The organism is Brevundimonas sp. GW460-12-10-14-LB2, assembly GCF_001636925.1.
GTDB classification, from domain to species: domain Bacteria; phylum Pseudomonadota; class Alphaproteobacteria; order Caulobacterales; family Caulobacteraceae; genus Brevundimonas; species Brevundimonas vesicularis.
The window spans coordinates 2,590,587-2,615,134 of record NZ_CP015511.1 but is presented as its reverse complement, the minus strand read 5'-3'; the positions used below and the strand labels follow the sequence as shown (position 1 = coordinate 2,615,134).

The following is a 24,548-nucleotide window of genomic DNA, read 5'->3' as shown; positions in this document are numbered from 1 at the left end:
CTGCTGGTAATTCAGCGCCTCTCGAGCTTTCATACTAGGAACGAACGTCCGGATACGCAGATTCATACCAGTCGAAAGTCTCCATGAGGCCCTGCTCCAGCGAGACTTCCGGCATAAACCCTATGCCCGCTAGTCTCGAGACGTCGTAGTTGCGCAGCAGTTGGCCGTCGGGCTTGTTCGCGTCCCACTCCACGTTGCTGACGCCGGAATGCGCCTGGAGGATGTCGACAACCTCACGGATGCGAACCGTGGCGCCGGTCGCGACATTGATCGGTCCCTCGAAGCTTTCGCCAATGGCCACCAGCGCCCGGGCGGCATCCCGCGAGAAGATGAAATCACGTTCCGCCTTGCCGGTACCCCAGATCTCCACCACTTCGCCGGTCTGCTTGGCCTTGTGAAACTTGGCGACCAGCGAGGGGATGACGTGGCCGTAGACTGGATCGAACCGATCGTGGGGACCGTAGATGTTTGTCATGATGGGGTAGGCGAAGCGCAGGCCGTGCTGGGCGCTGTAGGCTTCCAGTTGCGCTAGCATTCCGCGCTTGGCATGAGCGTAAGCAGCCTCGGAAGCGTGCGGCGGTCCATCCCAGATGGACGTCTCCTTCACGGGGCGGGGAGCATCTGAAGAATAGGTCGCGATGGTGCTGATAGCGACGATCTTCTCGCACTTTGCCGCACAAGCGGCGTCAACGATATTCGTGTTGATACGAACGTTGTCCGTATACATTTCCGCCGGATACTTGCTGTTCCCTCCCAAGCCATGGACACGACCTGCGACGTGATAAATCACGCGCGGACTGATGTCCTTCACTCGTGCCGTGGTGGCGTCGGCATCCCGAAGATCCAGCTCGTTGCTAGAAATGGTGACATATTCTTCTTCGCGCCGGTCAAGTTCTTCCTGCAACGCGCGCCCGAGGACGCCGCTTCCACCCGTGACCAGAATCATTGCTTGCCCTCAACCAGCTTGCCGGATTCTTCTCTTGAACCGGCTTTCGTCGAGTCCCCGATAGGGGACGCCCCATCCTGCACGTCTTCTAGCACTGCAATAGCGCAGACCGCTACTCCCAACAGCCTACCATCGACTATCTCATGCGCGTCATCGAATACAGCTTCGGCGTGGGCCGCATTCAACCGGACCTTAATTGAGGAACCGGCCAGATCTTCAGGCAGTAATTTGATGTTGAGCGCCTGACGCCCATCCTGGAGTTCAAAGACGCCGAGCAAGCGTTCATTGACGCTGATTGTGACCTCCTGCAGCTTGTCCGTGAGCGCTGAAGTGCGCGCGATCAAATCCAGATTTAACACTGGATTATTGGGCTCGCTGCTCAAAGCAAAACGCAGGTCTCCCTGAAGCCCGGCCACCCAAGTCAACTCCGCTTCCGGCGCGTAGAAACCCCGGACCAGCGCCTCGGAGCCCCGTCCAAGCGTCGTGCATTCGTAAACCTCTCCGGGCGCAAACACCGGGACAGGCTGCGTTCGCGACACCAGCGTCACTCCGGTTAGCCGCAAGCTCAGACGTCGCTCATCGACGATTTCGCCAGCACTACCGAATACCTGTTCAGCATGATCGGGAATCAGTTCGACGTGGCACGATCGGACCTGTTCAGTCAGGCTGGTCGGAAGAGCGATCACAATGTCAGAATAGTGTTCCGGCACTCGTACGTACGAGATAAGCTTGCCGTTCAACGCCACGGCGCATCTCTGCTCCAGACCAGTGATGGCGGAGCGTCTCCCGCTTCCACTCAGAACTAGTTCATAGGACTCGAAACGAGATGTGCGTTCGGGTAGCACAAAGTCGATCGTGCCACGCTCGGCGGTCAGCCAACTGAATTCGGGCTCAGCTGGGGCGAATCCTGAGGTGAGATAACGTAGAGCCGGCCCATCCAGACCCGCGCTCAAGGTGCGGCTGACCGGCATCCGATGCGTGATTTCGAAGGGCACAGTGAAGTCGGTCCATCGGACAGCGGGACCCTGATGAGCGTTTGATGCGGTCAAGGCTCCAGGCTGGTAGAGCGCCGAGCGTTCAGACATGCGCGAATCTCGCGCGAAGGTGTCACGAATATACTGCCGCTGATATTCGGCAGCATCGGTGCCTCGGAACTGCGCCCAGTTGCCGCTCTCCCTGAAGCTGTAACTTACGTAGTCGGACTCCGCGAGAGGACCGCTCAAGGCTCCTGCCAGCCTGAAATAGTTGTGTTCTTCGCCGTCGAGCATGTCGAACAGATGCGGGGGAAGATCCGCAGCCAACTCCGATCGGAACATGAAGCGCCCCCGGCGCCCCTCTCCCGTGACCGCAATGAGCGAGGCGCGATCAGTAAACTTCAGACCTTCGAAACGCCGCGCTTCCAGCCCGTGAGTGTCCTGGGTTTGGATCACAATCCCCGAGCACGCCAGCCGGGCTTCAGCGTTCAACTCAAACGCCTTGGCCAGCGACGCGAAATGGTCGCGGAACAGCTGATCCTGAAGATCCATGAGAGCGAAATACTTCGTATTCACACTCTTGAGGGCGTCCCGGGTCAGAGGCCCTGAGCGCTGATTGCGGGGAGGGGGGCCATCAAACGTGCTCGGGGCGCCCTGAAATTGGCCGGGACAAAGGACCACGCTGCGAAGCGCTCCGGACGGCTCGCCGGGCGCCAACGTCGCGCGGTGCTGATTCGCGAAACGCTCGTCACAGATAAGATGCAGATCGATTTTCGCACGTGTCTGGGCCTTGAGCACATCATAGGCGGCAAGGACACCGGATAGCGTGCCTCCTCGGGCGTCAAGAACTACCGTGACTTCGCATGGCGCCAGAAACTGGTCCTCAAAGTGCGCCTTGCGCGTCGGAGTCTGCTGGCACAGCGCCAGGAGGCTGCGCTCAAGCGAACAGGTCTCGCGCAGAATCCTCTGACCTTCGAGCACCCTTCGTTTGGCCTCTTCCGGATTGTCACGAATGCGGCGCATCATCGTCAGCACCTGCTGGCCAAGAGCCGCTTCGCCGCGGGAGTCGTCGACCAGATAGACGACATCTGAAAAGTACTTGTCGATCAGGGCGTTCGGGGTGGCAATGATCGCGGCGCCGCCTGCCAGTCCCTCAAACAGGCGATTACTCATGATGCCTGCATTTTTGTGGGGCACCGAGGAGAACGCGAGGCAGATCCCCGAGTGATTAATGGCGTGCTTGACGCTGTTCCCATCGAATGGGAGCTCGCCCCGATAGCTTTCAAATCCGGCCCAGGGGGCCACCCCGTGAACCAGCTCGGGGCCATAAATATCAAGGAGGTCCTTGTCATCCAACGCGACCAGCAGGTCGTGGAAGCGTCCCTTGGGACGACCCAGGCGCTCCCAATTGATCCCGATATAGAATAGTCGGGAGTCCGAGCTGATATTCGGCTTCAGGAAAGGCTCGGGAAGCGTGTGGAACATACGCGGCAGAGGCAGCTGAGGTTCACGCCCGAGCCCGGAGAAGATGTTCAGGGCGTGAGCATCCGCCAGATCGGAGTCACAGGATATCAGGTCGATATGGCTGCTGAGCTTTTCGATGCTGCTTAGATATCCGAAATCGTGATAAAATTCAATCGGTTGCCAGATCGCATAGTAAGTATGAAGGTCTACGACGCGCGGCGATAGAAAATGGAGGGATATGGCGAAGTCGACCGCGTCTTCTGAGAGGCGAGATTTGTGAGGAATAGAAAGACCTTCGGTCGCCCAGAGGACCTGCGCATTGTCATCGATTACCACGACCTCGATTCCAACATTGGCCGCCGCAGCAAGAATTCTCTGCAATACTTCGTATTCAGCGTTATGCAGGTCGGGCCAAGTGTGGATGATGGCAAAGGCGTTCTTCAAGACGATCATCCCTCAAGCATTCTGAATTCGCCGCTGATGCTGGAAAATTAGGAGCTGGCACCAAGCGGGGCCTTGGTGTCGGCTCAGAAACATCGCCGGGTCAAATAATCCTCACCCAAACATTGGCCTGGGTGACGCGGTTATAGACGGGGTCAGCGCTGTGTAAATAGAATATCTCTGTCATATGAGCGCTGAAGGCCTCATAAAACTTTTAAGCGGTGCCCACTTTAGAGAAAGTGCGCGCGCTGGCCCAGAAAGTGCGCAGCGACCTTATGATGGCGTCACGGCCAGCTATATCGACGCAATGAACCGACAGAACCAGAAAGATCGATTTTTGGTCAGCTTTAGGTTTCAGGCATGCCAATGCTATTATGGCGCCTGTGTTGATCTCCAATATCAGGAAATCTGAGGCGTCCTCGATGACACTATAATTTCCCTTCTCGACTGCATTTTTTACAAAATCGACATCTGCAGCACTTTCACCATGGCCGTTCCGGATTTCCGACGTCCTTGAGAAGGAAGCGCAGGAGAGCGCCTCGCTCCCGACGGGACGATTTCGCGCTGCCTTGATCAAACGTTTGATGCGCTTCCGCAGGGCCTTCAAAAACACGACACTCGCCTTGCTGTTCTGTGTTGAACGATCCGTCTATATGGACGGATGGGCGGTCAGCCTGCCAGATAAGGGTGGTTTCTCGCCATCACTACGTCGCAGTGCGCCAAGCTGGCCATCTCGATATGGTCGACAGGTATCAAATCGGAATCGTACCCAATCCGCCAAAACTTAAAGCCCATGGCGTTGAGCCAGTCCACCAGTTCCGGCACGTCGCCTCGGGACGCCATTTGCAACACGTCCCATTCCATGCAGACCACTACGTCGGGCCTGTGCAGCATACGTTCCGCCCCCCGCAGAATCAGGATTTCGGACCCCTCGGCGTCCAAACGCAGAATGCGCGGTGAGATAGCGACGGCGTCGTCAAGTCTGACCGTCTCCACTTCGATCAACCGTTGATCATCCTGCTGGGCGTTGACCGCTGTTGCGCCACCGCCGGCATTCCGGCGCGAAATGGCGAAGGTTGTGACGCCGTTCTGATTGGAAGCAGCCTTGGTCAACAGTGTAACGCGGGACTGGAGTTCGTTGAAGATCAGCGACCGGCTGAGCAGCGGGGTGAGATCCGGGTTAGCCTCAAAAGACACGATCGATCCCGAGGGCCCAACGTCCCTCGCCATCGCTAGGGTGTAGTATCCAAAGTTGGCGCCGACCTCGACAATATGGTCGCCGGGCTTCACGATATTACAGGTGACGGCATAGACCCAGTTCTCCCAGTACCCGCGGGTAATGAGGTGGGACGCAATGCTGTAATCCTGTGGGTCGATATATATATACATACCGTTCTTGAGCAAACAAAGCGCAAGATCTGGCCCCAGATAGAGATAGCGCGTATCATTGACTTGCGGCTCATTGAGCGCCCATCGCCATTTTACGATCGGCATTCCGGTGTTCCTGGACACACGGAATATCTTCCATTCGGCCGGCAAAAGGGCGTTCGCCCATTTGACCGCATTGCTGGCCAGACTCATTCCATCTCACGGCGCGCCGCCGCCCCCTTGCCCGCAAAGGGGCTCAATACGAAAACTGGCCGATCTCAAGCGCGCTGGACGCGCATCCCCAGAAAGTTGAAGCAACCGCCCAGAGTGCCTTGTGTCAGGATAACGCGCATTTCCGCTTCCTCAGCCTCGGACCATTCGTAGTCGAGCTTGAGTTCGAAAACACCAGCGTTCCCGGGCATAACGGTTTCGCTCGCGTAGTTGGTGGTGGTGCCCCATTCCACCCGATAGCGGTGTTTAGCGGCTTCGGCATCAAAGGAAAAGCGCACGAACGCCGTCCATCGCCCTTCCGGAAGAAGGAGGTATGGCCCGAAAACCAGCGCCCGCGCGGGTCCCATGATATCCATCTGGGATATCAGTGACCTTTGTTCAACGCGTCGCATGTCGTAGAGAAAGAGTTCCTCGCTCCACCGGACGTCCTGCTCGCCCGGGTTCTGGTAGAGCCGTAGAGCCTCTCGAACCGCCGCGTCTCGGGCGCTTTCTTCCATGGGCGCGGCCTGAAGGGGCGCGCCGATTCTGAAGCCAGGCCAAAGTTCTATGTCGTGACGCCCGGCGTCGCGTTCTGTAAGCCAGAGCGCGTCCAGGCGAGAGGCTGTCTCCAGCAAGCCGGACGTTCGGGCGAGCGCTTGGGCAAACTCAGGTCCAGACAAGCCCCCTACGCGTTGGTCAAGCCCGACACATACGATCACCCCATAAGCCTTGGAGAATCGTGCGACGAGGGACGGATCGACGGAAAGTACTACATAGTCCCCCGAGGGAACCTCAGGGGGTGCCGCAGCGTCGTTAAACACAACTACGGGCAGACCGATCGCGGCGGCGGCGTCCCGAATGACGATTTCCCAGGCCCGAGCTTCTGGCGTGGGCAGTAGAACGACCCAGGCGAGCACCCGGGATTCGATCGACGCATTTTTGTCGGCAAACGCGTTTGCATCTGTCCCGATCATGCGGATCGCAGCCATTTGTAGGTATCGACGGCTTCTTCGATGTCGTCGAAAATCTTGGCGCGGCCACCTTCAACGATCAACGCCCGGTCGCAATGCTCCGCGATCATCGCCGTGTCGTGCGACGCCATCATGAAAGCGCGTTTCGCTCGCCGCTCGAAGAGCTCTGTCTGGCACTTCTCCTGGAACCTTGCATCGCCCACCGCGACGAGCTCATCGATAAGATAGCAATCGAACTCGATAGCGATCGAGAGACCGAAAGCAAGCCGCGCCCTCATGCCCGAAGAATAGTGTTTCACCTGCATCTTCAATGCCGGACCCAACTCCGCGAAATCATCAACGCGGGCCAAAGTGCTCTTTAAATCCCTGTTATAGAGCCGTGCAAGGAACTTGATGTTATCCAGTCCAGTGGTGCTGCCTTGGAAGCCACCGCCGAACCCGATCGGCCAGGACGATGTCATTCGCCAATCCACTTCCCCCCCTGTCGGCGGAAGAACGCCGCCAAGAATTTTGATGAGGGTCGATTTTCCCTGACCGTTGCGCCCCATTATGGCCAGGCGCCCGCTGCGACCAACTTCGAAATTCAGGTTTGTGAACAGATCTTTGTGAGTTGTTCGGTAGCGCATGGTCAGATTGGAGACGCGCAAGCCGATATCCGCGGGGCTATCGGCGGTCATCATGCCTGCCTGTGTTCGCGCACCCCTGCATAGATCAGCCAACCTACGCCGTAGGCCAACATAGTCGTCAGGAAAACGGTGAAGATCGACATAAGTCGACGGGGTTCCGCCGCCTTGTCGGGTCGGCTGGGGCTTACAACCCGTTCCAGGTAAAGCTGCTGGCGGCGCACCTCCTGTTCCGCCGAGGTCAGGGCCGCCGTGGCTGCCGCCAACTGCTTGTCAGCCAATTCGCGGTCCATGACGAGATCCTCATAGGCTCCCACCTTCGGCGCGAGAGATTCGGACGATCCGACGATCTTGACCCGCTCAGCCTCGATCTGACGCTCGTAGGCAGCGATACGACTGTCGATAGAGGGGAGTTGCGGGCTGTTCGGGGCTTGGGCTGCGACCTGCGAACGCTCGGCCTGAAGATTGGCGAGGTTGGCCCGAAGCGACGAAATCAGTTCGGCCGATTCCCGGGCGCTCAGCGAAGGGTCTATCATGCGCTCGCGATTGCGGAAGCTCGTCAGCGCCTGCTGGCTTTGCGATACCTTGGCGGTCGCGCGCGCCAAGGCAGCCTCGGCCTCTGCAACGGCGTTGGAAGCCGACCTTTCGTTCAGACGGTTCACGAGGCCCTCGCCTCCCGTCAAAAGTGTCTCTGCGACGCCCTGTGCCTGGGCGGCCGAGAACGCCTTAACCCTCAATGTGCTGATGCCGGAGGTGGAATCGTAACCGACCGTCACGAACCGCTTGAAAGCTTTGTACAGGCCTTCATCGGACTCAGACTCCCAGAATCGCGGATATTTTGAGAAGAGGTCGGCGCTAGCCGGCCCCAGCAACGCTCGCACATCGTATCGCTGACGAACTGTAGCCAGGCCGTCACGCGAGTCTATATATTCATGGACTGCGAACGCGTCGGTCTGATTGCTCGAGAGGCCGACGCCCTGCAGTGCAACGCCGATCGAAGAAGGCTGCGCCTGGTTTGGAGAACGGACGATGAAGCGCGCCTCCGATATATACATCGGTGAGGCGATGAGAAGAAAATATACCGCGGCTACAAAGGTCGGCAGGACGACGACGACCAGAAACGCCACGGGGAGCTTTTCCCACCAAGCCTTGCTCTGGGATGGTCCGGTCAGAAGATCGGGATAAGGCCCGACATAGCTCAGTTTAGGTTCGGTCATGATCTATCCAATGTACAGCTCTCACTAGCGCGAGACGGCGAGCTATTCCACATCGATCCGATCACGCGAGCCCGCGATCAGCAGCATTCCAAAGATGTTCATGCCGGTTCCAACAGCCAAGGCGTATGGAGGGTTGTAGTGGGTCTTCACGAACTCGCTGAAGACCCCGGCGCGGATCATCTCGATCGGGTGGGCGAAGGGCATGAGGAGGAAGGGCTCCTGGATGCGCGGCGGCAGCCAATCGACCATGAAGAAGGCGCCGGATAGGGGTATGAGGAGATAGGTCAGCAGAGGCACGATACGCTCAAGCATTTCGAACCGAATCGACAGCCCCGCCAAGGTCAGGGCAAACCCCATGCCTATCCAAGCCAGAAGCAACCAGCCGAGATAGATTATGAGAAGGTCGTGGGGCGGGTCCACCTGCCCGATCATGATCAGCGCGACATACACGACTATGAACGCGCAGGTCGCTCCTCCGAATTCGAGAAGGTTTCGGGTCAGGAAAACGTGCATCGGCTTCACCTTCCGATGATGGAGAAGCCCAATGTTGGCCTGTAGCGCGCCCAGCGAATAAGCCACCATGTGGCGCAGGACGATCAGGGAAATATAACCTGTCATCACAAAAGCTTGAAGCTTTACGCCGTGTTCATAAGCCGGCTTGGTCAGGCTCCACATAATCAGGACGCCCACGCAGAAAGCCAGAGGCTCTACAATCAGCCATACAAATCCGATTCCTTCGCGCCCGAACCTCGTCGCCATTTCACGCAGGAACAGGGCGCCTATGATCCGAAACTGTTCTGACAGAAAGCCGAGCACTCCCCGTCTGCGCCTTTTGGGATGCGCGACCGTAAGCTCAGACATCCTTTAAGCTCCTTGAAAGCGCGTTTCTTTCATATTCCATCATCTCGGCGATCGTCGAGCTGAAGTCATAGCGAGGGCGCCATGCGAAGGTGTTTCTGAACTGGTCAAAGATCCCTTCCGTACGCCGCAGGTCAGCAGAGCGCCGCAAATCGGGATGAGGTTCAGCCGCGATAGGGGCGCCGTGCAGGACTGCGATTTCATCCAGTATTGATCGCACGCTGCGAGTTCGACCTGATCCGACGTTGTAGATTGCAAAGGCCTTGGCGCCCTCACGCTGTACAATGACCCGCAGATAGGCTTCTACCACGTCCCGCACATCCGTGAAGTCGCGTTCAGACTCCAGATCGCCCACCGCGATCGTGCCGGAGGCGCCCAGCTCCAAGGCTGCAACCTGCTTTATCAGGGACGGCACCACAAACCGACCGTCTTGTCCCGGGCCGCTATGGTTGAACAGACGCAATACCGTAACCGAGAGGAAGTCGCTGGCCAGATCGCGAAGCATGAACTCGCTTGCAGCCTTGGCGCGGCCGTAATTGGTGATCGGCGCGATAGGCGAGGTCTCATCGCAGGGGCCGCCAGAGAAGGCGGCGCCGTATACTTCGGCGCTGGACGCAAAAATCATACGGACGTGCGACCCGTCCCGCGCAATCAAACGCCTTGCGGCTTCGGCCAAGTTTCGCGTCGCGTCAAAATTGCTCTTCCACATCTCCAGAGGCTCTTGCGCGCCCTCCCTGATCGAAGAGCGCGCAGCGAGATGCACGATTGTGGTCGGACGAAAGTCATCGACCAGCCGGCTCGCAACTTCGGAGTCGGCCAGGTCAACTGAGGGGATATCCCGAAACGCTTTACTGGAGGAGCTCGGCCCCCGAACCGCCAGAAGCGATATCCGGGACCCAAGCTCCCTCAACCGTGTCGCCAGACGCTCCCCTACAAAGCCGGAAGCGCCCGTGAGCAACACTCGTTCTTCGACATCGTCAGCAGTCATGGCCGGCTTTAGACCAGACATCTCGGACGATCAATCAAGTCAGGACTGCGCCTTATGTCGGGCCAGATCGGCATCGACCATTTCGCTGATCATTTCGTCGAGGCTGATCTTGGGCTCCCAACCCAGCTTGGCTTTCGCCTTGGCCGGATTGCCAAGGAGGATATCGACCTCGGCCGGGCGCATGAAGCTGGGATCGATCTTGACATATTTGTCCGGATCCAGACCCACGCGGCCGAAGGCCGAGGTGATCAAATCCCTGACGCTGGTCGTCACCCCGGTGGCGACGACATAGTCGTCAGCCACGTCCTGCTGGAGCATCAGCCACATCGCATGAACATAGTCCTTGGCGTGCCCCCAGTCGCGCGTGGCGTCCAGATTACCCATGCGAAGTTCGTCGGCCTTGCCCAGAGCGATCATCGCGGCGGCGTTTGTGACCTTGCGGGTCACAAATTCCAAGCCTCTCAACGGAGACTCGTGATTGAACAGGATGCCCGAGCAGGCGAACAGATTGAAACTCTCGCGATAGTTGATCGTCATCCAGTGCCCCATCAGCTTTGCTACGGCATAGGGCGAGCGGGGATAGAACGGCGTGTCCTCGCTCTGGATAGGCTCCTGGATCAGCCCATACATCTCGGACGATGAGGCTTGATAGAAGCGAGCTTCTGGCGCGGCGATCCGCACCGCCTCAAGAACGTTCACGACGCCGACCCCGGTCGCCTGTGCCGTCAGAACCGGTTGATCCCAAGAGGTTTTGACGAAGGACTGGGCCGCGAGGTTGTAGACCTCGTCCGGCTTGACCTCGGAAATGGTCCGAATCAACCCGCCAAGATCCAGAAGGTCACCATCGACCAGTTCGACTTGGTCCGTGATGCCGAGCCAATCCAGACGGTGGGTGGCGACGCCGTAGTGGCTTGAACGGCGGACAACACCGACAACGCGATAGCCCTTTTCCAGCAGAAGCTGTGAAAGATATGCTCCATCCTGGCCGGTGATACCGGTGATGACCGCGCACTTCTTCGTCATGAAAATCCCCTGCTGATAAGAAAGGCAGGGCCCTGATAGAGCGTTGATTTCGAGCCTCCAACATAAAAAACGTCGCTTCAACGCTTTTACTCGGGCGCTGGGACGCCAGGGCGCAATTTCTTGACATCATAGACATCTGACGGTCTAGGCAGGAGCCTGTTCCAGAATATGAGCTCGTTCCCAAATGCCCTCCACCGTACGAGACAAGATTTCTGCAGACTTGGAACGTCGCATCTCACACTCTACTTATCCCACCCCATTCGAAACCCGCAGTCTCGCCGCTTTGGAATCGTGGTCAGGCCCGATCCCGAAAAGAGTCCGCGCCAAGGTGCTCATGTCCCTGATCGCGGTCGAGCCAACGCCTGCAGTGGTTGAAGCTCTCGCTGATGCGATCGGCGCCCTGGAGGACTGGAACGTCGCATTGGCTGAGTTTCTGAGGAACGCCCACGTCACGCCGGCGGTCGTCTTCGCGGCCGCGCGGATCGCTCAGGCGCGGGGCCTCGACGTGCCTTGGGCCGCCATGACCGAGCCTCCCAGCTATGCAAACGCGGTCTATGAGGCGCTGGAGGACGGAAACGTGATCCGGTTCAAACGGCAAGGTTCCCATCCAAAAGCCGGCCCCTGTTTCGTCATCGGTATCGAAAAACCTCTGGTGCAGTACGGAACCGGGGACCTCGCCTTCGACGGCGACGCCTGCATCCTTTCCGGCATTGATGACGCCTGGATCGAGCCCGGTCGTCTGGTCTGCCCCGCCTTCGCCGTCGTTGTTCGCTGACGCTTGAGTTAGGTTCAGGTTGTTATGGATATTGCATCGCTTCTGTACGGATACCGGCCGCTGTCTGAGCCAAATGTGGCGTCCAAGACATTAAGCTTGAGGTCCGCCTATTCTGTCTTGACCGACGCTGGACACGACATCTCCACCGACCAGTTCGTTGATGTCGTATCCGATATCGCCGAGATGCAGTTTGGCGGCGGCGCTGCGGATTCCTATTTCACTGCCTTCCTCTCTGTCGCGAAATTCTATGATCGCGGCATCGACACCTTCGCCGGCGCCGTCATCAACTCGGTCTTGCTGGATCTGAATTTTCAGACTCGGCTATCCATCGACGGCGTGATCGGCTCGACCGAAGCGGCGCTCTATGAGGGTGATGAGGGTCTCTTCCCCGTCGCCATGACGCACGCTAACGTCGTGGTCGGCTTTCATGTCGATGGCGCGAATGAGAACTGGCCGCCGGAATGGGCGACGATCCACCCCTCCATCGAAATCAACCGGGACAACGCCGTAAAGGCTTCGATCGAGGACCTTCCAACCGAGTTGGCCAGACGGGGCAAGGATCGCATCGGCGCCGTTATCGTCGCCTTCCCCCAGCGCGTCGGCGGTATAAATCTGGCGGAGCGTTACCAGCCTGTTGCGCACATGGTGTCACGCCACACCATGTATGCCTTCGCTGGTTCGGCGGAAATGATCCTTTCGATCGCCGCCCAGTTCGAAGGGCTCGGTCACGCCAAATTCGATCTGCGGCTGTATAACCATGACGTCGGCAACGCGGTGGAGCATCGAGGTGTGCTGGTCGCCACAGGCCTTTCGTCGATCCCTGCCATTTTAGTAGTCCCGGGGGTGACACGCGGCTGCAGCTTCATCGAAGCCGCGCCCAAGGGCGCACAGATCCATCCCGGCGTGGAGATCTTTTCGTACCTCGATCCCGAGGCGCCCCTGAGTTGGACGGAATATCGGGATGTGCCGGAGTACGACCGGCTGGAGATCGGTCGATGGGAGCGCGCGCCGCGACGCACGCCTTTTATCGTAAAATCGAGCGCGCCTATCCCCGAGGAGGGCAGGGAGCGGATTTCCGACAACACGGAAATTTTCCATACGGCCGCAGTGCTGGAAAACGGGATTCTGATCGGTTCACAAGACCACGCGCACTCGACCTACCTTCATGCGACAGGCAACGGAGAAATCCTTCTCGACTACGGGGACGAAGGGAGAAACAGTACCAGTTCGCCGATCTTCCAGAACGGCGTGGTCGATGAAGACGGCGTTCGCAAAGGTGTGTTGTCGGCAAACCGCGTCATAAGGGTCCGCGGTGCCGCCATGCCGCTGATGTTCACGCCCATGCTGCACAAATGGCACTCTCATTTTATGATCCAGTGCCTCCCGCGCGTGAATATCGCGCGTGCCTATGCGGAGGACGTAAAGATCCTTGTTCCGCACGACCTGCGTGCAAAGCAGCTTGAGATGCTGCAGGTCTTGGGGTTCGGTCCCGATCGCCTCGTCACGATGCCGCCCAACTGTCTGGTTCAGGCGGACAAACTGATCGTCCCCCGTGCCTGGCGTCTGGCTTTTACAGCCTCGACTCTTCGGATTTACGAGGAAATCGCTGACAAGCTCGACTTCAAATCTATCGAGTCTCCGAAGCGGATACTTATAAGCCGGGAATCCAGAAAATCTTGGCGGAACATGCTCAATTACGAGAGCCTGCAGTCGTTGCTCGTGAAAGATTACGGCTTCGAAGTCGTTGCGCCTGAACGTTTGTCGCTGACAGAAGAGGTGGCGACTTATGCCAATGCTGAAATCGTGATCGGCGCAGAGGGCGCCGGCATGTATGGGGCCGTCTTCAGCAAGCCCGGCAGCGCCTATCTGACAATCTGCGACGAGGACTATGTCATGGTGATCCTCGCCACGATCGCTGAGAGGCGCGGCATCGACCTTGGCTATGTGTTCGGCGAAAGCTTCCGAAGCGACGACGATGTCCTGCGTCGCCTCCCTTTCGGTCACGCGGATTTCGTGATCGACCTGGCTAAGGTCGAGGATGCCGTCATCGCCGCTATCGCCCGTACCAGCGAGCGTTGACTGGACGAATACATAAACCCGTCAGGTTCATTCGGAAACTTCTACGCCGCCCATTTAGCCGGTTCCGCTACCGGCCCGAACCCGGCAAGCGGCGCATAGCCCTTGCGTTCCGTTCAAACAACAAACGCGCTGGCCGGACGCCTGCAGCGGGGATTGCCTTGGCCGACAACCTGGGACGCTTCGCTGGAACTCGTTTCTGATCAGGTGTCCCGTCCCTATCAATAGGGGCTGCATGAGTATGTTAAGGCCGTGACAGTGGGGCTGCGTAGGTCTATCTCGCGCGCGTGATGAACGAAATAGAACGCCAGTCCGAGGAACGCAGCTGGGAGACGGCGAAGACGCTCGCCGAGGCCTTGCCGTATATTCAGGTCTATGACCGCGAGACTGTGGTCATCAAATACGGCGGTCACGCCATGGGCGAGAGCGCTGTGGCGCGGCAGTTTGCGGCCGATGTGGTGTTGCTGAAGCTGATGGGCGTGAACCCGGTGGTGGTGCATGGCGGCGGGCCTCAGATCAGCGCCATGCTGGACAAGGCGGGGGTGAAATCCAGCTTCGTCGACGGGCTTCGGGTCACCGATCCGGCGACCATGGAAGTCGCCGAGATGGTGCTGTCGGGCGCAGTGAACAAGGAGATCGCTCACTGGATCACCATGGCGGGCAAGGAGGCGGACGTGCGCGGCGTCGGTCTGTCCGGTAAGGACGCCGGTCTGCTGACCGTCGAGAAGACGCGCCGCACCAAGCGCGACCCCGACAGCATGATCGAGCACGAAGTCGACCTGGGCTATGTCGGCGAGCCGACAAAGGTGGACCCCAAACTGATCGCGGGCCTGATCGCGTCCGAGACCGAGGACTGGGTCCCGGTCATCGCCCCAATCGGCGTGGCCGAGGATGGCCAGACCTACAACGTCAACGCGGACACGGTGGCGGGCGCCGTGGCGGGGTCGCTGAACGCCAAGCGGATGCTGCTGCTGACCGACGTGCCGGGGGTCAAGGGCGCGGACGGCGACATCATCCGCCAGATGACGCTGGAAGAAGCGCAGAGCCTGATCGACACGGGCGTGGCCACCGGCGGCATGATCCCCAAGCTGGAGACCGCGATGGCCGCCGTCCGCGCGGGTGTCGAGGCCGTGGTCATTCTGGATGGGCGCCGACCGCACGCCATGCTGGTCGAGTTGTTCACCGAGTTCGGCGCCGGCACCCTGGTGAAGGCGTCTTGAGCGACCCCCATTCCACATCCCTTGGGCAAGTGCGCGCCTGGGTGTTCGACATGGACGACACCCTGTATCCGCGCGAGCAGGGTCTGATGCGGCTGGTCCAGGCGCGCATCAACGCCTTCGTGGTAGAGGCCGTCGGACTGGAGCCCGAGGCCGCCGCCGCGATGCAGCGCCAGTTCCTGGACGAGCACGGCACGACCCTGGCCGGGCTGATGGCAAACTATGCCGTCGATACCGAACGATTCCTGCGCGAGGTGCACGACGTGCCGCTGGACGGGGTCGAGCCCAATCCGCGTCTGGCCGAGCGGCTGAAGGCTCTGCCCGGTCGTTGCTATGTCTTCACCAACGGCGCACGTGAATACGCCCATCGTGTTCTGGAGCGGATCGGCGTCGCCGACTGTTTCGAAGGCGTCTTCGCCATCGAGGATGGGGATCTGACGCCCAAGCCCAATCCCGCGACCTTTCGCCGGATGCTGGAGCAGTTCGGCATCGATCCGCACCGCTCCGCCTTCTTCGAGGACACGCCCAAAAACCTTGAGCCGGCCAAGGCGCTGGGCATGGCGACGGTCCTGATCGGCGACGGCCATGGCAAGCCGATCGGGCCGCATATCGACCATGTGGCCCCGGACCTTCTCGAATTCCTCTCCGACCTGACCTTCAAGGACGCCGCATGACCGATCTGTCGCATCTCGAATCCGTCGTCGAGGCCGCTTGGGAACAGCGCGCCGAGGTGTCCGCCGCCACGCATGGCGAGGTGCGCGACGCCGTTGAAACCGCCCTGGCCCTGCTGGATTCGGGGCAGGCGCGCGTCGCCTCGCGCGGCGAGGATGGCGTCTGGACCACGCATCAGTGGCTGAAGAAGGCGGTGCTGCTGTCCTTCCGTCTGAACGACAACCAGATCATGCGGGCGGGCGCGCCGTCCGTCATGCCGCTGTCGGTGGATCATCCCGTCGCCGTCGGTCCCTTCTGGGATAAGGTGCCCAATAAGTTTGGCGACTGGACCGCGTCGGATTATCAGTCGGCCGGCTTCCGCTCTGTGCCCGGCGCCATCGTCCGTCACGGCGCGCATATCGCCAGGAACGTCGTGTTGATGCCGTCGTTCGTGAACATCGGCGCCTTCGTCGACGAGGGCTCGATGGTCGATGCCTGGGCCACCGTCGGCTCCTGCGCCCAGATCGGCAAGAATGTGCACCTGTCGGGCGGCGCAGGCATCGGCGGTGTGCTGGAGCCGCTTCAGGCCAATCCGACCATCATCGAGGACGGCTGTTTCATCGGCGCCCGCGCCGAGGTCGCCGAGGGCGTGATCGTGCGCGAAGGCGCGGTTCTGGCCATGGGCGTCTATCTGTCGGGCTCGACCAAGATCGTGGACCGGGCGACCGGCGAAGTGTTCCGGGGCGAGGTGCCGGCCTATTCGGTGGTCGTGCCGGGTTCGCTGCCGGATCCGAATGGCGGGCCGTCGTTGTACTGCGCCGTCATCGTCAAGCGTGTGGACGCGCAGACGCGGGCCAAGACCGGCGTCAACGAACTGCTGCGCGACTGATTAGGCGGCGACGCGAACAGCCTCGATCTGAGGCGTGTCGAAGGTCGCGTGCAGGGTGAAGGTCGATCCCTTGCCGGGGGTCGACGTCACCGTGATCTCGCCGTCCATCAGGGCGGCCAGACGCTGACAGATGCTGAGGCCCAGGCCGGTGCCGCCGAACTTGCGGGTGGACGACCCGTCCACCTGAGAGAAGGGTTGGAACAGGCGCGTCAGATCGTCGGCGGCGATGCCGATGCCGGAATCGACCACACCAAGTCGCAAGGTCGTGCGACCCTCGCCTGCCGGCTCGCTGTCAATAATCAGGCGAACCTCGCCTTGCGGCGTGAACTTGATGGCGTTGGCCAGCAGGTTATGCGTCACCTGCGCCAAGCGCAGCGGGTCCATTCTGAGAAGCGGCGGCAACGGGCCGCGGATGTCGGTCGTGAAGGTCAGGCCGCGCGCCTCGGCTTGGGCCTTGAACGGGCCCGTCAGGCGGGCGGCGAGGGTCTCGGCTTCGACATCGACGAAGTCCAGTTCCATCTTGCCGGACTCGATCTTGGTGATGTCGAGGATGTCGTTCAGCAGCACCATAAGCCCTTCGCCGGAGTCGCGGATGACCCCGACGAATTCTTTCTGGCGGTCGCTGAGCTCGGACATCTGCAACAGTTGCGCGGCCCCCAGAACCCCGTTCATGGGCGTGCGCAGCTCATGAGAGATGACGCCCAGGAAGTTGGATTTGGCGGCGCTGGCGGCGTTGGCCGTGTCACGGGCGGTTTCCAACTCGGCGATCAGTTCGGCCTGGCGGCGGTTGACGGCTTCCAGATCGCTGTCCTTCATCTGGGTGATGGCCACCTTGATCAACAAGGCCAGCGCCAGAACCGGAATCATGCTGAGCACCACCCAAAAGCCTGGCGTGCCCCACAGTTTCGCGAACAGCAGCACCACGACAACCGAATAGGGCGCCGACACGATCAGGGCCTCACGGGGCGCGGCGCGCATCTGGGTGAAGACCAGCACATAGCCGGCCATGAGAAGGGCGACGCCCAGCGGCACGCCATAGGCGCCGCCGTAGATGAATGCGAGCAGCGGCGCCGCTGACCAGGCGATGCAGGAAATGGTGGCGGCCATCAGCTTGATCCGGCTGTGAAGCCCCTGATCCCGCAATACCAGCACACGTTCGGCGAACGTCCGAAGCAGACCTGACGCGGTCGCGGCTGCAAACCACAACACTGCGGTCGCCCAATCGGTGACGGTAAACAAGGCGACCGCCCAACTGGCGATGATCAGATACCGCATATGACCGTTGGCGATCAGATGCTGCAGCACTGAGCGATCTTGGCCTGGCGTGTGGTTCGTCATCGTCGGATCTCGGGGTTCGATGACGCATCGTCGCCCAAATCCGACTAAGAGACTATGAACGCTAAGCTTTATGCGTGAAGTGTCCGGCGTCGGACATAGCGCGGAATGAGCGGAAAGGCAGGAAGCGGTCGTCAGCCGCCTCCCATCCCTGTATCAGGCGGCCGTCTTCATGGCGTCCGCATTGACAGCCGCGTCGGCGATGCCGGTCAGGTCTTCGTCCGTCTGGGCTTCCTCCTGAAGCGTCTCGTCCAGAAGGGCGGCGGCGTCCTTCAAACCCAACACCAGCGCCCAGCGTTTCAGTGTGCCGTAGCGGGTGATCTCATAGTGTTCGACCGCCTGGGCGGCGGCCAGCAGGCCGGCGTCCAAAGCCGGGGTGTCCTTGTATTCTTCCATGATCTCGTCGCCTTCGGCGAGGATGCCCTCAATGGCGTCGCAGGTCTTGCCACGCGCGGGCTTGCCGATCAGCTCGAAGACCTGTTGCAGGCGTTCAATCTGGCCTTCGGTCTGACCCTTATGCTTCTCTAAGGCGGCCTTCAGCTCTGGCGACTGAGCCGCACGGGCCATCTTGGGCAGGGATTTCAGGATTTTGCGCTCAGCGTAATAGATGTCTTTGAGCGTGTCGTGGAACAGGGTGTCCAGGGTCTTGTCGGCCATGGTGAGGTCTCGCATCTGTGATGGAGCGCAGGCGCGCGCCCCATCACAAGCGATCCATCCCGTTAGTGTTCCTATGCGCGAATTCGCGCGCGCAGCGGATCAGCCCGCGCGCTTCAGATCCGGCGGGGTCGCTTCGTCGGTCAGGATGCGAATGGCCTCCTCGACCGTGACCAAGGTCTGGGCTTGGGAGCCGAGGCGGCGGATGGCGACCATGCCGTCTTCGGCTTCCTTCCTGCCAACCACGGCGATGACCGGGACCTTGCCGACCGAGTGTTCACGCACCTTGTAGCCGACCTTTTCGTTGCGCAGATCGATCTCGGTGCGCAGGCCGGCGGCCTTGAACTTGGCCATCACATCGCGGGCGTAATCGTCGGCGTCCGAGGTGATGGTGGCCACGACAGCCTGGGTCGGGGCCAGCCACAGCGGGAAGGCGCCGGCGTAGTTCTCGATCATGATGCCGATGAAGCGCTCGAACGAGCCCAGGATCGCCCGGTGCAACATGACCGGGCGGTGCTTCTGGCCGTCCTCGGCGATGTAGGTGGCGTTCAGACGTTCGGGCAGGACGTAGTCCAGCTGGATCGTGCCGCAGGTCCATTCGCGGCCGATGGCGTCCTTGACGATGAAGTCCAGCTTGGGCGCATAGAAGGCGCCGTCGCCCTCGGTCACGACCGGCTCGGTGCCAGCGGCGCGGGCGGCCTCGGCCATCAGGGTTTCGGCCTTGTCCCAGAACTCGTCCGTGCCGGCGCGGTTCTCGGGGCGGGTGCCCAGGCTGATGTAGGCCGTCTCCATGCCCAGGTCAGCATGGACGCTGCGGGCCAGTTTGATGAACTCGGCCGTCTCTTCGACGATCTGGTCTTCGCGGCAGAAGATGTGGGCGTCGTCCTGGGTGAAGCCGCGCACGCGCATCAGGCCGTGCAGCGATCCGGACGGCTCGTAGCGGTGGCAGGCGCCGAACTCGGCCATGCGCAGCGGCAGTTCGCGATAGGACCGCTGGCCCTGGTCGAAGATCTGCACGTGGCCGGGACAGTTCATCGGCTTGAGGGACAACTCCTCGCCCTCGACCGTCTCGCAGACGAACATGTTCGGACGGTACTTGTCCCAGTGACCGCTCTGCTCCCAGAATTTGCGGTCCAGCACCTGGGGCGTCTTGACCTCGACATAGCCGGCGGCGTCCAGGCGGCGGCGCATATAGGCCTCCAGCACGCGCCACAGGACCCAGCCCTTGGGGTGCCAGAAGACCATGCCCCGGCCCTCTTCCTGCATATGGAAGAGCTCCATCGCCTTGCCGACCTTGCGGTGGTCGCGCTTCTCGGCCTCTTCCAGACGCTGCAGATGGGCGTCCAGGTCTTCCTTAGTAGCCCAAGCGGTGCCGTAGATGCGTTGCAGCTGCTCGCGTTTGGAATCGCCCCGCCAATAGGCGCCGGCCAGCTTGGTCAGTTTGAACGCCTTGCCGACGTGGCGCGTCGAGGGGAAGTGCGGGCCCCGGCACAGGTCGATCCAGTCCCCCTGTTTGTACAGGGTGATGGTCTCGGTCCCGGGCAGGTCGCGGATCAGCTCGGCCTTGAACTTCTCGCCGCGCGCCTCGAAGAATTGGATGGCCTCGTCCCGCTCCCACACCTCGCGCTCGAACTTGGCGTCGCGATCCACGATCCGGCCCATCTCCTTTTCGATGGCGGCGAAGTCGTCGGTCGAGAAGGGCTCTTCCCGGTAGAAATCGTAGTAGAAGCCGTCCTCGATCGCCGGGCCGATCGTGACCTGGGTGCCGGGGAACAGGGTCTGGACCGCCTCGGCCAGGACGTGGGCGGTGTCGTGGCGGATCGTATAGAGGGCGGCGGGGTCGTCGCGCATGATCAGGCGGAAGTCGCCGCCCGTCTCCAGCACCCGGTCCATGTCGCGTTGTTCGCCGTTCAGTTCGGCCAGCACGGCCTTCTTGGCCAGCGAAGGCGAGATCGAGGTCGCGACGTCGCGCGCCGTCGAACCGGCCGGGTATTGGCGCACCGCGCCGTCGGGGAATTTCAGGTCGATCATGTGTCAGTCTTTAACTGGCGGGACCGGGTCGTATCCCGATCCCCCGAAAGGATGGCATTTACAGAGGCGGCGCACGGTGAGCCACCCCCCCTTTACCGGGCCATGCTGGATCAGGGCGTCGCGCCCGTAATCCGAACAGGTCGGCAGGAACCGGCACTGCTGGCCGATCAGGGGAGACAGCGTCAGCTTGTAGCCCCGATGGGCCGCGCGCACGCCGCGTTCATAGAGAGACATCACGTCCCTTCGCCGGGGGCTTGAGAGGTTCGCCGCGCTTATCCCCCGTCATCGCAGGAGGATCAACCGGTCGTGCCGGTCAGGCCGCGCCGGCGAGACGCGTTCGGGCGGCGAGGGCATTGTTCACCGCCTCCAGAGTCGCCTCCAGCGAGACCAGGGTCGAGGCGTGGCGGGCGGGGTAGTCGGCGACCTGTTTCAGCAGACGCAGATCCTCGAACCGACCGACGGGGCCGTCGCCGCCGGATTTCAACATGGCGATCATGGCGTCGCGGGCGTCCTTGAGATCATCGACCGATGCGCCGATCACAAACTGACCCAGCACCCCGGCGGCGGCCTGGCCGAGGGCGCAGGCCTTCACGTCCTGGGCGAAGTCGGCGATGCGGCCCGCGTCGTCCAGAGACACATCGACCGTCGCGCGCGACCCGCACAGTTTGGCTACCCGCTCGCCAGTGCCCTGTGGAGTTGGCAGACGCCCCGCATGCGGCAGGTTGGCCGCCAGCGACAGGATGCGGGCGCTGTAGAGGTCGTCGATCATGGGGCGAAGATAGGCGCTCAATCCTCCCCAGTGAAGCGCGGCGTGAAGAGGGAGGATTACAGCGTCAGGACGAGACGCCCATCGGATCGGACTTCCAAAGTCGCATCCGCATAGTCCGCCAGAGTGGGATGATCGGTCTCCAGCGGATGGGTCCAGGCGGCGGTGACGACCAGCACGTCGGCGCCGGCCGCTTCGCCCGCCTTGATGCCGGCCTCGGCGTCCTCGAACACCAGGCAGTCGTCGATGTCGAAGCCCAAGGTCGCGGCGGCCTTCAGATAGCCGGCGGGGTCGGGCTTTCCGCGTTCGACGTCCTCGGCGGTGACCATGACGGCTGGCGGGGTGACGCCTGCGGCCTCAAGACGGGCGCGCGCCAAGGGGATCGAGGCGGAGGTGACCACGGCCCAGCGGTCGGGCGGCAGGCGTCTGACGAAGTCGATGGCGCCGGGGATGGGGGCGACGCCGTCCACGTCCTCGATCTCGCCGCGTTCGACCCAGGCGACCTCGGCATCCAGGTCGATATGGGGCAGGTTCTGACGACGAATGGTGTCGATGGCGCGCACGCCGTGGATCGTGGGAACGAAGGCGGCGGCATCCAGCCCGTGGCGCGCGGCCCAGCGGGTCCAGACGCGCTCGGCGGCCGGGGTCGAGGTGATCAGGGTGCCGTCCATGTCGAACAGGAAGGCCTGATAGGCGCGGGACGCGGGGAGGGCGGTCATGGCCTCATCCACCATGCGGGCGGTCAGACCGCAACGGGCGGATCAGCCGCCTTGCAGCGAATTCCACGTGCGGGCGGTGTCGGTCGCGGGCGAAGGACTCGCCGCGCCGCCGCCGGACGTCGCCGCGCCGCCAGTGCTGCGCGAACGCAGCCATTGCAGGTTCTGCTCGGCCTGTTCGGGCGGCAGTTCGCGGCGCAGGATCTGTTCGGCCTCGCCCATCTTGCCCTGAAGGCCCAGCACCATGGCCAGGTTCTGGCGCACCTTGGCCGAAGCGGTCGGCTGGGCTACGGCGCGGCGCAGCAGGGTCTCGGCGCCCGGCGCATCGCCATGCGTCAAGGCGGCGGTGGCCGCATTGGTCAGGACGTCGGGATTGTCGGGCGACAGGGCCAGAGCCTGGTTCCAGGCGGCGCGGGCGTCGTCGGTGCGACGCACCTGTTCATAGGCCACGCCCAGAAGGGAGTAGGGGCGCCAATCGCGCGGAGCCAGGTCGCGCGCCTGCTCCAGCGGCGCCACGCCATAAAAGGCCTGTCCGCGCGCGATGTGGGCGCGACCCAGCTCCAGCAGGGCGTCCAGATTGTTGGGCTGGATCGTCAGGGTCGCCTGCGCGGCCTCGGCCGCCTGATCGTAGCGGCCCAGCTCACGCAGGGCCTGGGCCAGTTTCACGCCCGCCACGGCGTCGGTCGGATCGGCCTGCTGCTCCGAGGCCCAGAAGACCGAGCGCGACAGGGCGTCCATCCGATCATAGGTGGCCCGCACCGCAGCGGACGACGGCGCGCGGGCCTGGGCCGCGGTCGCCGCCGTCGGATCAGCGGCCAGCGCCGGAGTGCCGGACAGTGCGATCAGGGCGACGGTTGCGAGAAGGGCGGGCATGCGCGACATGGGTCAGGTCCAGACGGTCCTAGAGGTCTCGCCCTAGAATCGCCGGTTCGCGTCAACCGATGGTTAACTTCGTTTCGAGGGCCTCATGTCCGTCTCGCATCCCCTGTTGGTTACCGCCCAAGACGGCGACGGCGCCGTCCCGATCCGCTTCGTTCAGGCGGGCGGCGTGCTGAACGATCCGGCCCGCCGCTGGGGCGCCCTGCACGGGTTCGAAGGCAAGCCGGGCCAGCTGTTGGTCGTGCCGGACGCGGACGGTGAGATCGGCCAGGTGGTCGTCGGCGCGGGCGCGACCTTCGACCCGATGAGCGTGCGAGCGCTGTCGGCGCGACTCCCGGGCGGTCTGTATCGGCTTGAGGTCGCCGCCCAGGACGCGGAACTGGCGACCCTGGCCTTCCTGCTAGGGGCCTATGTCTTCGACCGCTACAAGGCCCGGCCGGACCGGACGCCAGTGCGTCTGGTCGCGTCGGACGGGGTGGATGTCACAGAGGTCTCGCGCATCGCCGCCGCCTGCGCCCTGGCGCGAGAAATGGTCGATACGCCCGCCGCCGACATGGGGCCGTTGCAGATCGAGACCATCGCCCGCGAGATCGCAGAGAGCGCCGGCGCTCAGATCGCCGTCACCACAGGCGACGCCCTGCTGGAAAACAACTATCCGGCCGTCCACGCGGTGGGGCGCGCCGCCGTCCCGCACCGGGCGCCGCGTCTGATCGAGATCGGCTGGAAGCTGGACCGGACCGACCTGCCGCTGGTCGCCCTTGTCGGCAAGGGGGTGGTGTTCGACACCGGCGGTCTGGACCTGAAGCCCGCCGCCGGCATGCGCAATATGAAGAAGGATATGGGCGGCTCGGCCCATGCCCTGGCGCTCGGGCGTCTGATGATGCAGGCCGACCTGCCGGTGCGGTTGGTGGTCATCGTCGCGGCGGTCGAGAACGCCGTGTCGGCCGACGCCTTCCGGCCTGGCGACATCCTGAACAGCCGCAAGGGTCTGACCATCGAGATCGGCAACACCGACGCAGAAGGCCGGCTGATCCTGGCCGACGCCCTGACACGGGCGGCCGAGCACCAACCCGACCTGACGCTGGACTTTGCGACGCTGACCGGCGCCGCGCGGATCGCCCTGGGTCCGGAGCTGCCGCCTCTTTATACAGACGACGAAGCCCTGGCCGCCGGGCTGCTGGCGGCGGCGGGTCAGGTGCGCGATCCCCTGTGGCGGATGCCGCTGTGGCCCGGCTATCGCGGCGCGCTGGACGCCGAGATCGCGGATCTCCGGAACGACCCGGCCGGCTGGGCCCAGGCCGGATCAGTGACGGCCGCCCTGTTCCTGCAAAAGTTCGCCCCGACCACGGGGGCCTGGGCGCACATGGACATCTTCGCCTGGAACCCCCGCGCCCGCCCCGGCTATCCGGAAGGCGGCGAGGCCCAAGCGCTAAGGGCGTGCTACGCCATGCTCAGGGCGCGCTACGTCGACTGACG

Annotated in this window: 23 protein-coding genes; 6 read left to right on the top strand and 17 right to left on the bottom strand. The window is 62.0% G+C overall.

Features of this window, described 5'->3' with window-relative positions; translation table 11 throughout:
• Positions 1-34: 34 nt before the first annotated feature.
• The 10 genes from A4249_RS13020 to gmd form a co-directional block, all read right to left on the bottom strand.
• Positions 35-946, bottom strand: coding sequence for an NAD-dependent epimerase/dehydratase family protein (locus tag A4249_RS13020; RefSeq protein ID WP_066553327.1), 912 nt, complete (start codon positions 944-946; stop codon positions 35-37).
• Positions 943-3,837, bottom strand: a complete 2,895-nt coding sequence (locus A4249_RS13015) for a glycosyltransferase family protein (protein ID WP_066553324.1) — start codon at positions 3,835-3,837, stop codon at positions 943-945. Before A4249_RS13015 ends, A4249_RS13020 begins: the two co-directional genes overlap by 4 nt.
• Before the next feature lie 202 nt (positions 3,838-4,039).
• Positions 4,040-4,438, bottom strand: coding sequence for a hypothetical protein (locus A4249_RS16670; protein WP_156494717.1), 399 nt, complete (start codon positions 4,436-4,438; stop codon positions 4,040-4,042).
• A 56-nt stretch (positions 4,439-4,494) separates the two neighbouring features.
• Positions 4,495-5,406 carry an FkbM family methyltransferase gene (locus A4249_RS13010; RefSeq protein ID WP_082854164.1) on the bottom strand — a complete coding sequence of 304 codons (912 nt, stop codon included), beginning with the start codon at positions 5,404-5,406 and terminating at the stop codon, positions 4,495-4,497.
• Positions 5,407-5,471: 65 nt separating this feature from the next.
• Positions 5,472-6,392: a hypothetical protein gene (locus tag A4249_RS13005; protein WP_066553318.1), complete on the bottom strand. Its 921-nt coding sequence runs from the start codon at positions 6,390-6,392 to the stop codon at positions 5,472-5,474.
• A complete protein-coding gene (locus A4249_RS13000; protein WP_231868707.1) occupies positions 6,374-7,054 on the bottom strand; it encodes an ABC transporter ATP-binding protein in 681 nt (226 codons plus the stop codon). Before A4249_RS13000 ends, A4249_RS13005 begins: the two co-directional genes overlap by 19 nt.
• Positions 7,051-8,214: a chain-length determining protein gene (locus tag A4249_RS12995; RefSeq protein ID WP_066553315.1), complete on the bottom strand. Its 1,164-nt coding sequence runs from the start codon at positions 8,212-8,214 to the stop codon at positions 7,051-7,053. Before A4249_RS12995 ends, A4249_RS13000 begins: the two co-directional genes overlap by 4 nt.
• Before the next feature lie 42 nt (positions 8,215-8,256).
• Positions 8,257-9,075 (bottom strand): ABC transporter permease, encoded by an 819-nt coding sequence (locus A4249_RS12990; RefSeq protein ID WP_066553312.1) that lies wholly within the window; start codon positions 9,073-9,075, stop codon positions 8,257-8,259.
• Entirely contained in the window at positions 9,068-10,060 is a 993-nt protein-coding gene (locus A4249_RS12985; protein ID WP_066553310.1) for an NAD-dependent epimerase/dehydratase family protein, read from the bottom strand. Before A4249_RS12985 ends, A4249_RS12990 begins: the two co-directional genes overlap by 8 nt.
• 39 nt (positions 10,061-10,099) lie before the next feature.
• Positions 10,100-11,083, bottom strand: coding sequence for a GDP-mannose 4,6-dehydratase (gmd, locus tag A4249_RS12980; RefSeq protein ID WP_066553309.1), 984 nt, complete (start codon positions 11,081-11,083; stop codon positions 10,100-10,102).
• 334 nt (positions 11,084-11,417) lie between these two features.
• On the opposite strand from gmd, the gene A4249_RS12975 reads away from it, so the two are divergent.
• From A4249_RS12975 to dapD, 5 genes are all read left to right on the top strand, one after another.
• On the top strand, positions 11,418-11,858 hold the full coding sequence (locus tag A4249_RS12975) for a hypothetical protein (protein WP_066553308.1): 441 nt from the start codon (positions 11,418-11,420) through the stop codon (positions 11,856-11,858).
• Positions 11,859-11,975: 117 nt separating this feature from the next.
• Positions 11,976-13,937, top strand: a complete 1,962-nt coding sequence (locus A4249_RS12970) for a glycosyltransferase family 61 protein (protein ID WP_197458388.1) — start codon at positions 11,976-11,978, stop codon at positions 13,935-13,937.
• A 287-nt stretch (positions 13,938-14,224) separates the two neighbouring features.
• Positions 14,225-15,154 (top strand): acetylglutamate kinase, encoded by a 930-nt coding sequence (gene argB / locus A4249_RS12965; RefSeq protein ID WP_066553295.1) that lies wholly within the window; start codon positions 14,225-14,227, stop codon positions 15,152-15,154.
• Positions 15,155-15,204: 50 nt separating this feature from the next.
• Positions 15,205-15,825 (top strand): pyrimidine 5'-nucleotidase, encoded by a 621-nt coding sequence (locus tag A4249_RS12960; protein WP_066555182.1) that lies wholly within the window; start codon positions 15,205-15,207, stop codon positions 15,823-15,825.
• Entirely contained in the window at positions 15,822-16,691 is an 870-nt protein-coding gene (dapD, locus tag A4249_RS12955; RefSeq protein WP_066553292.1) for a 2,3,4,5-tetrahydropyridine-2,6-dicarboxylate N-succinyltransferase, read from the top strand. The genes A4249_RS12960 and dapD overlap by 4 nt, the downstream gene beginning before the upstream one ends.
• On the opposite strand, the gene A4249_RS12950 is transcribed toward dapD, so the two are convergent.
• From A4249_RS12950 to A4249_RS12925, 7 genes are all read right to left on the bottom strand, one after another.
• Positions 16,692-18,029, bottom strand: a complete 1,338-nt coding sequence (locus tag A4249_RS12950) for a sensor histidine kinase (protein WP_082854160.1) — start codon at positions 18,027-18,029, stop codon at positions 16,692-16,694.
• Positions 18,030-18,182: 153 nt separating this feature from the next.
• The gene (locus tag A4249_RS12945; protein ID WP_066553279.1) at positions 18,183-18,683 is read right to left on the bottom strand and encodes a YciE/YciF ferroxidase family protein; all 501 of its coding nucleotides are present in this window, start codon (positions 18,681-18,683) and stop codon (positions 18,183-18,185) included.
• 99 nt (positions 18,684-18,782) lie between these two features.
• Entirely contained in the window at positions 18,783-20,711 is a 1,929-nt protein-coding gene (thrS, locus tag A4249_RS12940; RefSeq protein ID WP_066553277.1) for a threonine--tRNA ligase, read from the bottom strand.
• Positions 20,712-20,714: 3 nt separating this feature from the next.
• Positions 20,715-20,945, bottom strand: a complete 231-nt coding sequence (yidD, locus tag A4249_RS16370) for a membrane protein insertion efficiency factor YidD (protein WP_039243812.1) — start codon at positions 20,943-20,945, stop codon at positions 20,715-20,717.
• A 79-nt stretch (positions 20,946-21,024) separates the two neighbouring features.
• On the bottom strand, positions 21,025-21,480 hold the full coding sequence (locus tag A4249_RS12935) for an iron-sulfur cluster assembly scaffold protein (protein WP_066555181.1): 456 nt from the start codon (positions 21,478-21,480) through the stop codon (positions 21,025-21,027).
• A gap of 56 nt (positions 21,481-21,536) precedes the next feature.
• Complete coding sequence (locus A4249_RS12930; protein ID WP_066555178.1) at positions 21,537-22,196, bottom strand: HAD-IA family hydrolase; 660 nt, start codon at positions 22,194-22,196, stop codon at positions 21,537-21,539.
• Between the two features lie 42 nt (positions 22,197-22,238).
• Complete coding sequence (locus A4249_RS12925; RefSeq protein WP_066553275.1) at positions 22,239-23,075, bottom strand: tetratricopeptide repeat protein; 837 nt, start codon at positions 23,073-23,075, stop codon at positions 22,239-22,241.
• A gap of 85 nt (positions 23,076-23,160) precedes the next feature.
• On the opposite strand from A4249_RS12925, the gene A4249_RS12920 reads away from it, so the two are divergent.
• Complete coding sequence (locus A4249_RS12920; protein WP_066553273.1) at positions 23,161-24,546, top strand: leucyl aminopeptidase family protein; 1,386 nt, start codon at positions 23,161-23,163, stop codon at positions 24,544-24,546.
• Positions 24,547-24,548 lie beyond the last annotated feature (2 nt).

Excerpts from the sequence above, each read along its gene's own strand:
- A4249_RS13020 (WP_066553327.1), bottom strand. The coding sequence starts at position 946 with ATGATTCTGGTCACGGGTGGAAGCGGCGTCCTCGGGCGCGCGTTGCAG.
- A4249_RS13015 (WP_066553324.1), bottom strand. The coding sequence starts at position 3,837 with ATGATCGTCTTGAAGAACGCCTTTGCCATCATCCACACTTGGCCCGAC.
- A4249_RS13010 (WP_082854164.1), bottom strand. The coding sequence starts at position 5,406 with ATGAGTCTGGCCAGCAATGCGGTCAAATGGGCGAACGCCCTTTTGCCG.
- A4249_RS13005 (WP_066553318.1), bottom strand. The coding sequence starts at position 6,392 with ATGGCTGCGATCCGCATGATCGGGACAGATGCAAACGCGTTTGCCGAC.
- A4249_RS13000 (WP_231868707.1), bottom strand. The coding sequence starts at position 7,054 with ATGATGACCGCCGATAGCCCCGCGGATATCGGCTTGCGCGTCTCCAAT.
- A4249_RS12995 (WP_066553315.1), bottom strand. The coding sequence starts at position 8,214 with ATGACCGAACCTAAACTGAGCTATGTCGGGCCTTATCCCGATCTTCTG.
- A4249_RS12990 (WP_066553312.1), bottom strand. The coding sequence starts at position 9,075 with ATGTCTGAGCTTACGGTCGCGCATCCCAAAAGGCGCAGACGGGGAGTG.
- A4249_RS12985 (WP_066553310.1), bottom strand. The coding sequence starts at position 10,060 with ATGACTGCTGACGATGTCGAAGAACGAGTGTTGCTCACGGGCGCTTCC.
- gmd (WP_066553309.1), bottom strand. The coding sequence starts at position 11,083 with ATGACGAAGAAGTGCGCGGTCATCACCGGTATCACCGGCCAGGATGGA.
- A4249_RS12975 (WP_066553308.1), top strand. The coding sequence starts at position 11,418 with ATGTCCCTGATCGCGGTCGAGCCAACGCCTGCAGTGGTTGAAGCTCTC.
- argB (WP_066553295.1), top strand. The coding sequence starts at position 14,225 with ATGAACGAAATAGAACGCCAGTCCGAGGAACGCAGCTGGGAGACGGCG.
- A4249_RS12960 (WP_066555182.1), top strand. The coding sequence starts at position 15,205 with ATGGACGACACCCTGTATCCGCGCGAGCAGGGTCTGATGCGGCTGGTC.
- dapD (WP_066553292.1), top strand. The coding sequence starts at position 15,822 with ATGACCGATCTGTCGCATCTCGAATCCGTCGTCGAGGCCGCTTGGGAA.
- A4249_RS12950 (WP_082854160.1), bottom strand. The coding sequence starts at position 18,029 with ATGACGAACCACACGCCAGGCCAAGATCGCTCAGTGCTGCAGCATCTG.
- A4249_RS12945 (WP_066553279.1), bottom strand. The coding sequence starts at position 18,683 with ATGGCCGACAAGACCCTGGACACCCTGTTCCACGACACGCTCAAAGAC.
- thrS (WP_066553277.1), bottom strand. The coding sequence starts at position 20,711 with ATGATCGACCTGAAATTCCCCGACGGCGCGGTGCGCCAATACCCGGCC.
- yidD (WP_039243812.1), bottom strand. The coding sequence starts at position 20,945 with ATGTCTCTCTATGAACGCGGCGTGCGCGCGGCCCATCGGGGCTACAAG.
- A4249_RS12935 (WP_066555181.1), bottom strand. The coding sequence starts at position 21,480 with ATGATCGACGACCTCTACAGCGCCCGCATCCTGTCGCTGGCGGCCAAC.
- A4249_RS12930 (WP_066555178.1), bottom strand. The coding sequence starts at position 22,196 with ATGACCGCCCTCCCCGCGTCCCGCGCCTATCAGGCCTTCCTGTTCGAC.
- A4249_RS12925 (WP_066553275.1), bottom strand. The coding sequence starts at position 23,075 with ATGTCGCGCATGCCCGCCCTTCTCGCAACCGTCGCCCTGATCGCACTG.
- A4249_RS12920 (WP_066553273.1), top strand. The coding sequence starts at position 23,161 with ATGTCCGTCTCGCATCCCCTGTTGGTTACCGCCCAAGACGGCGACGGC.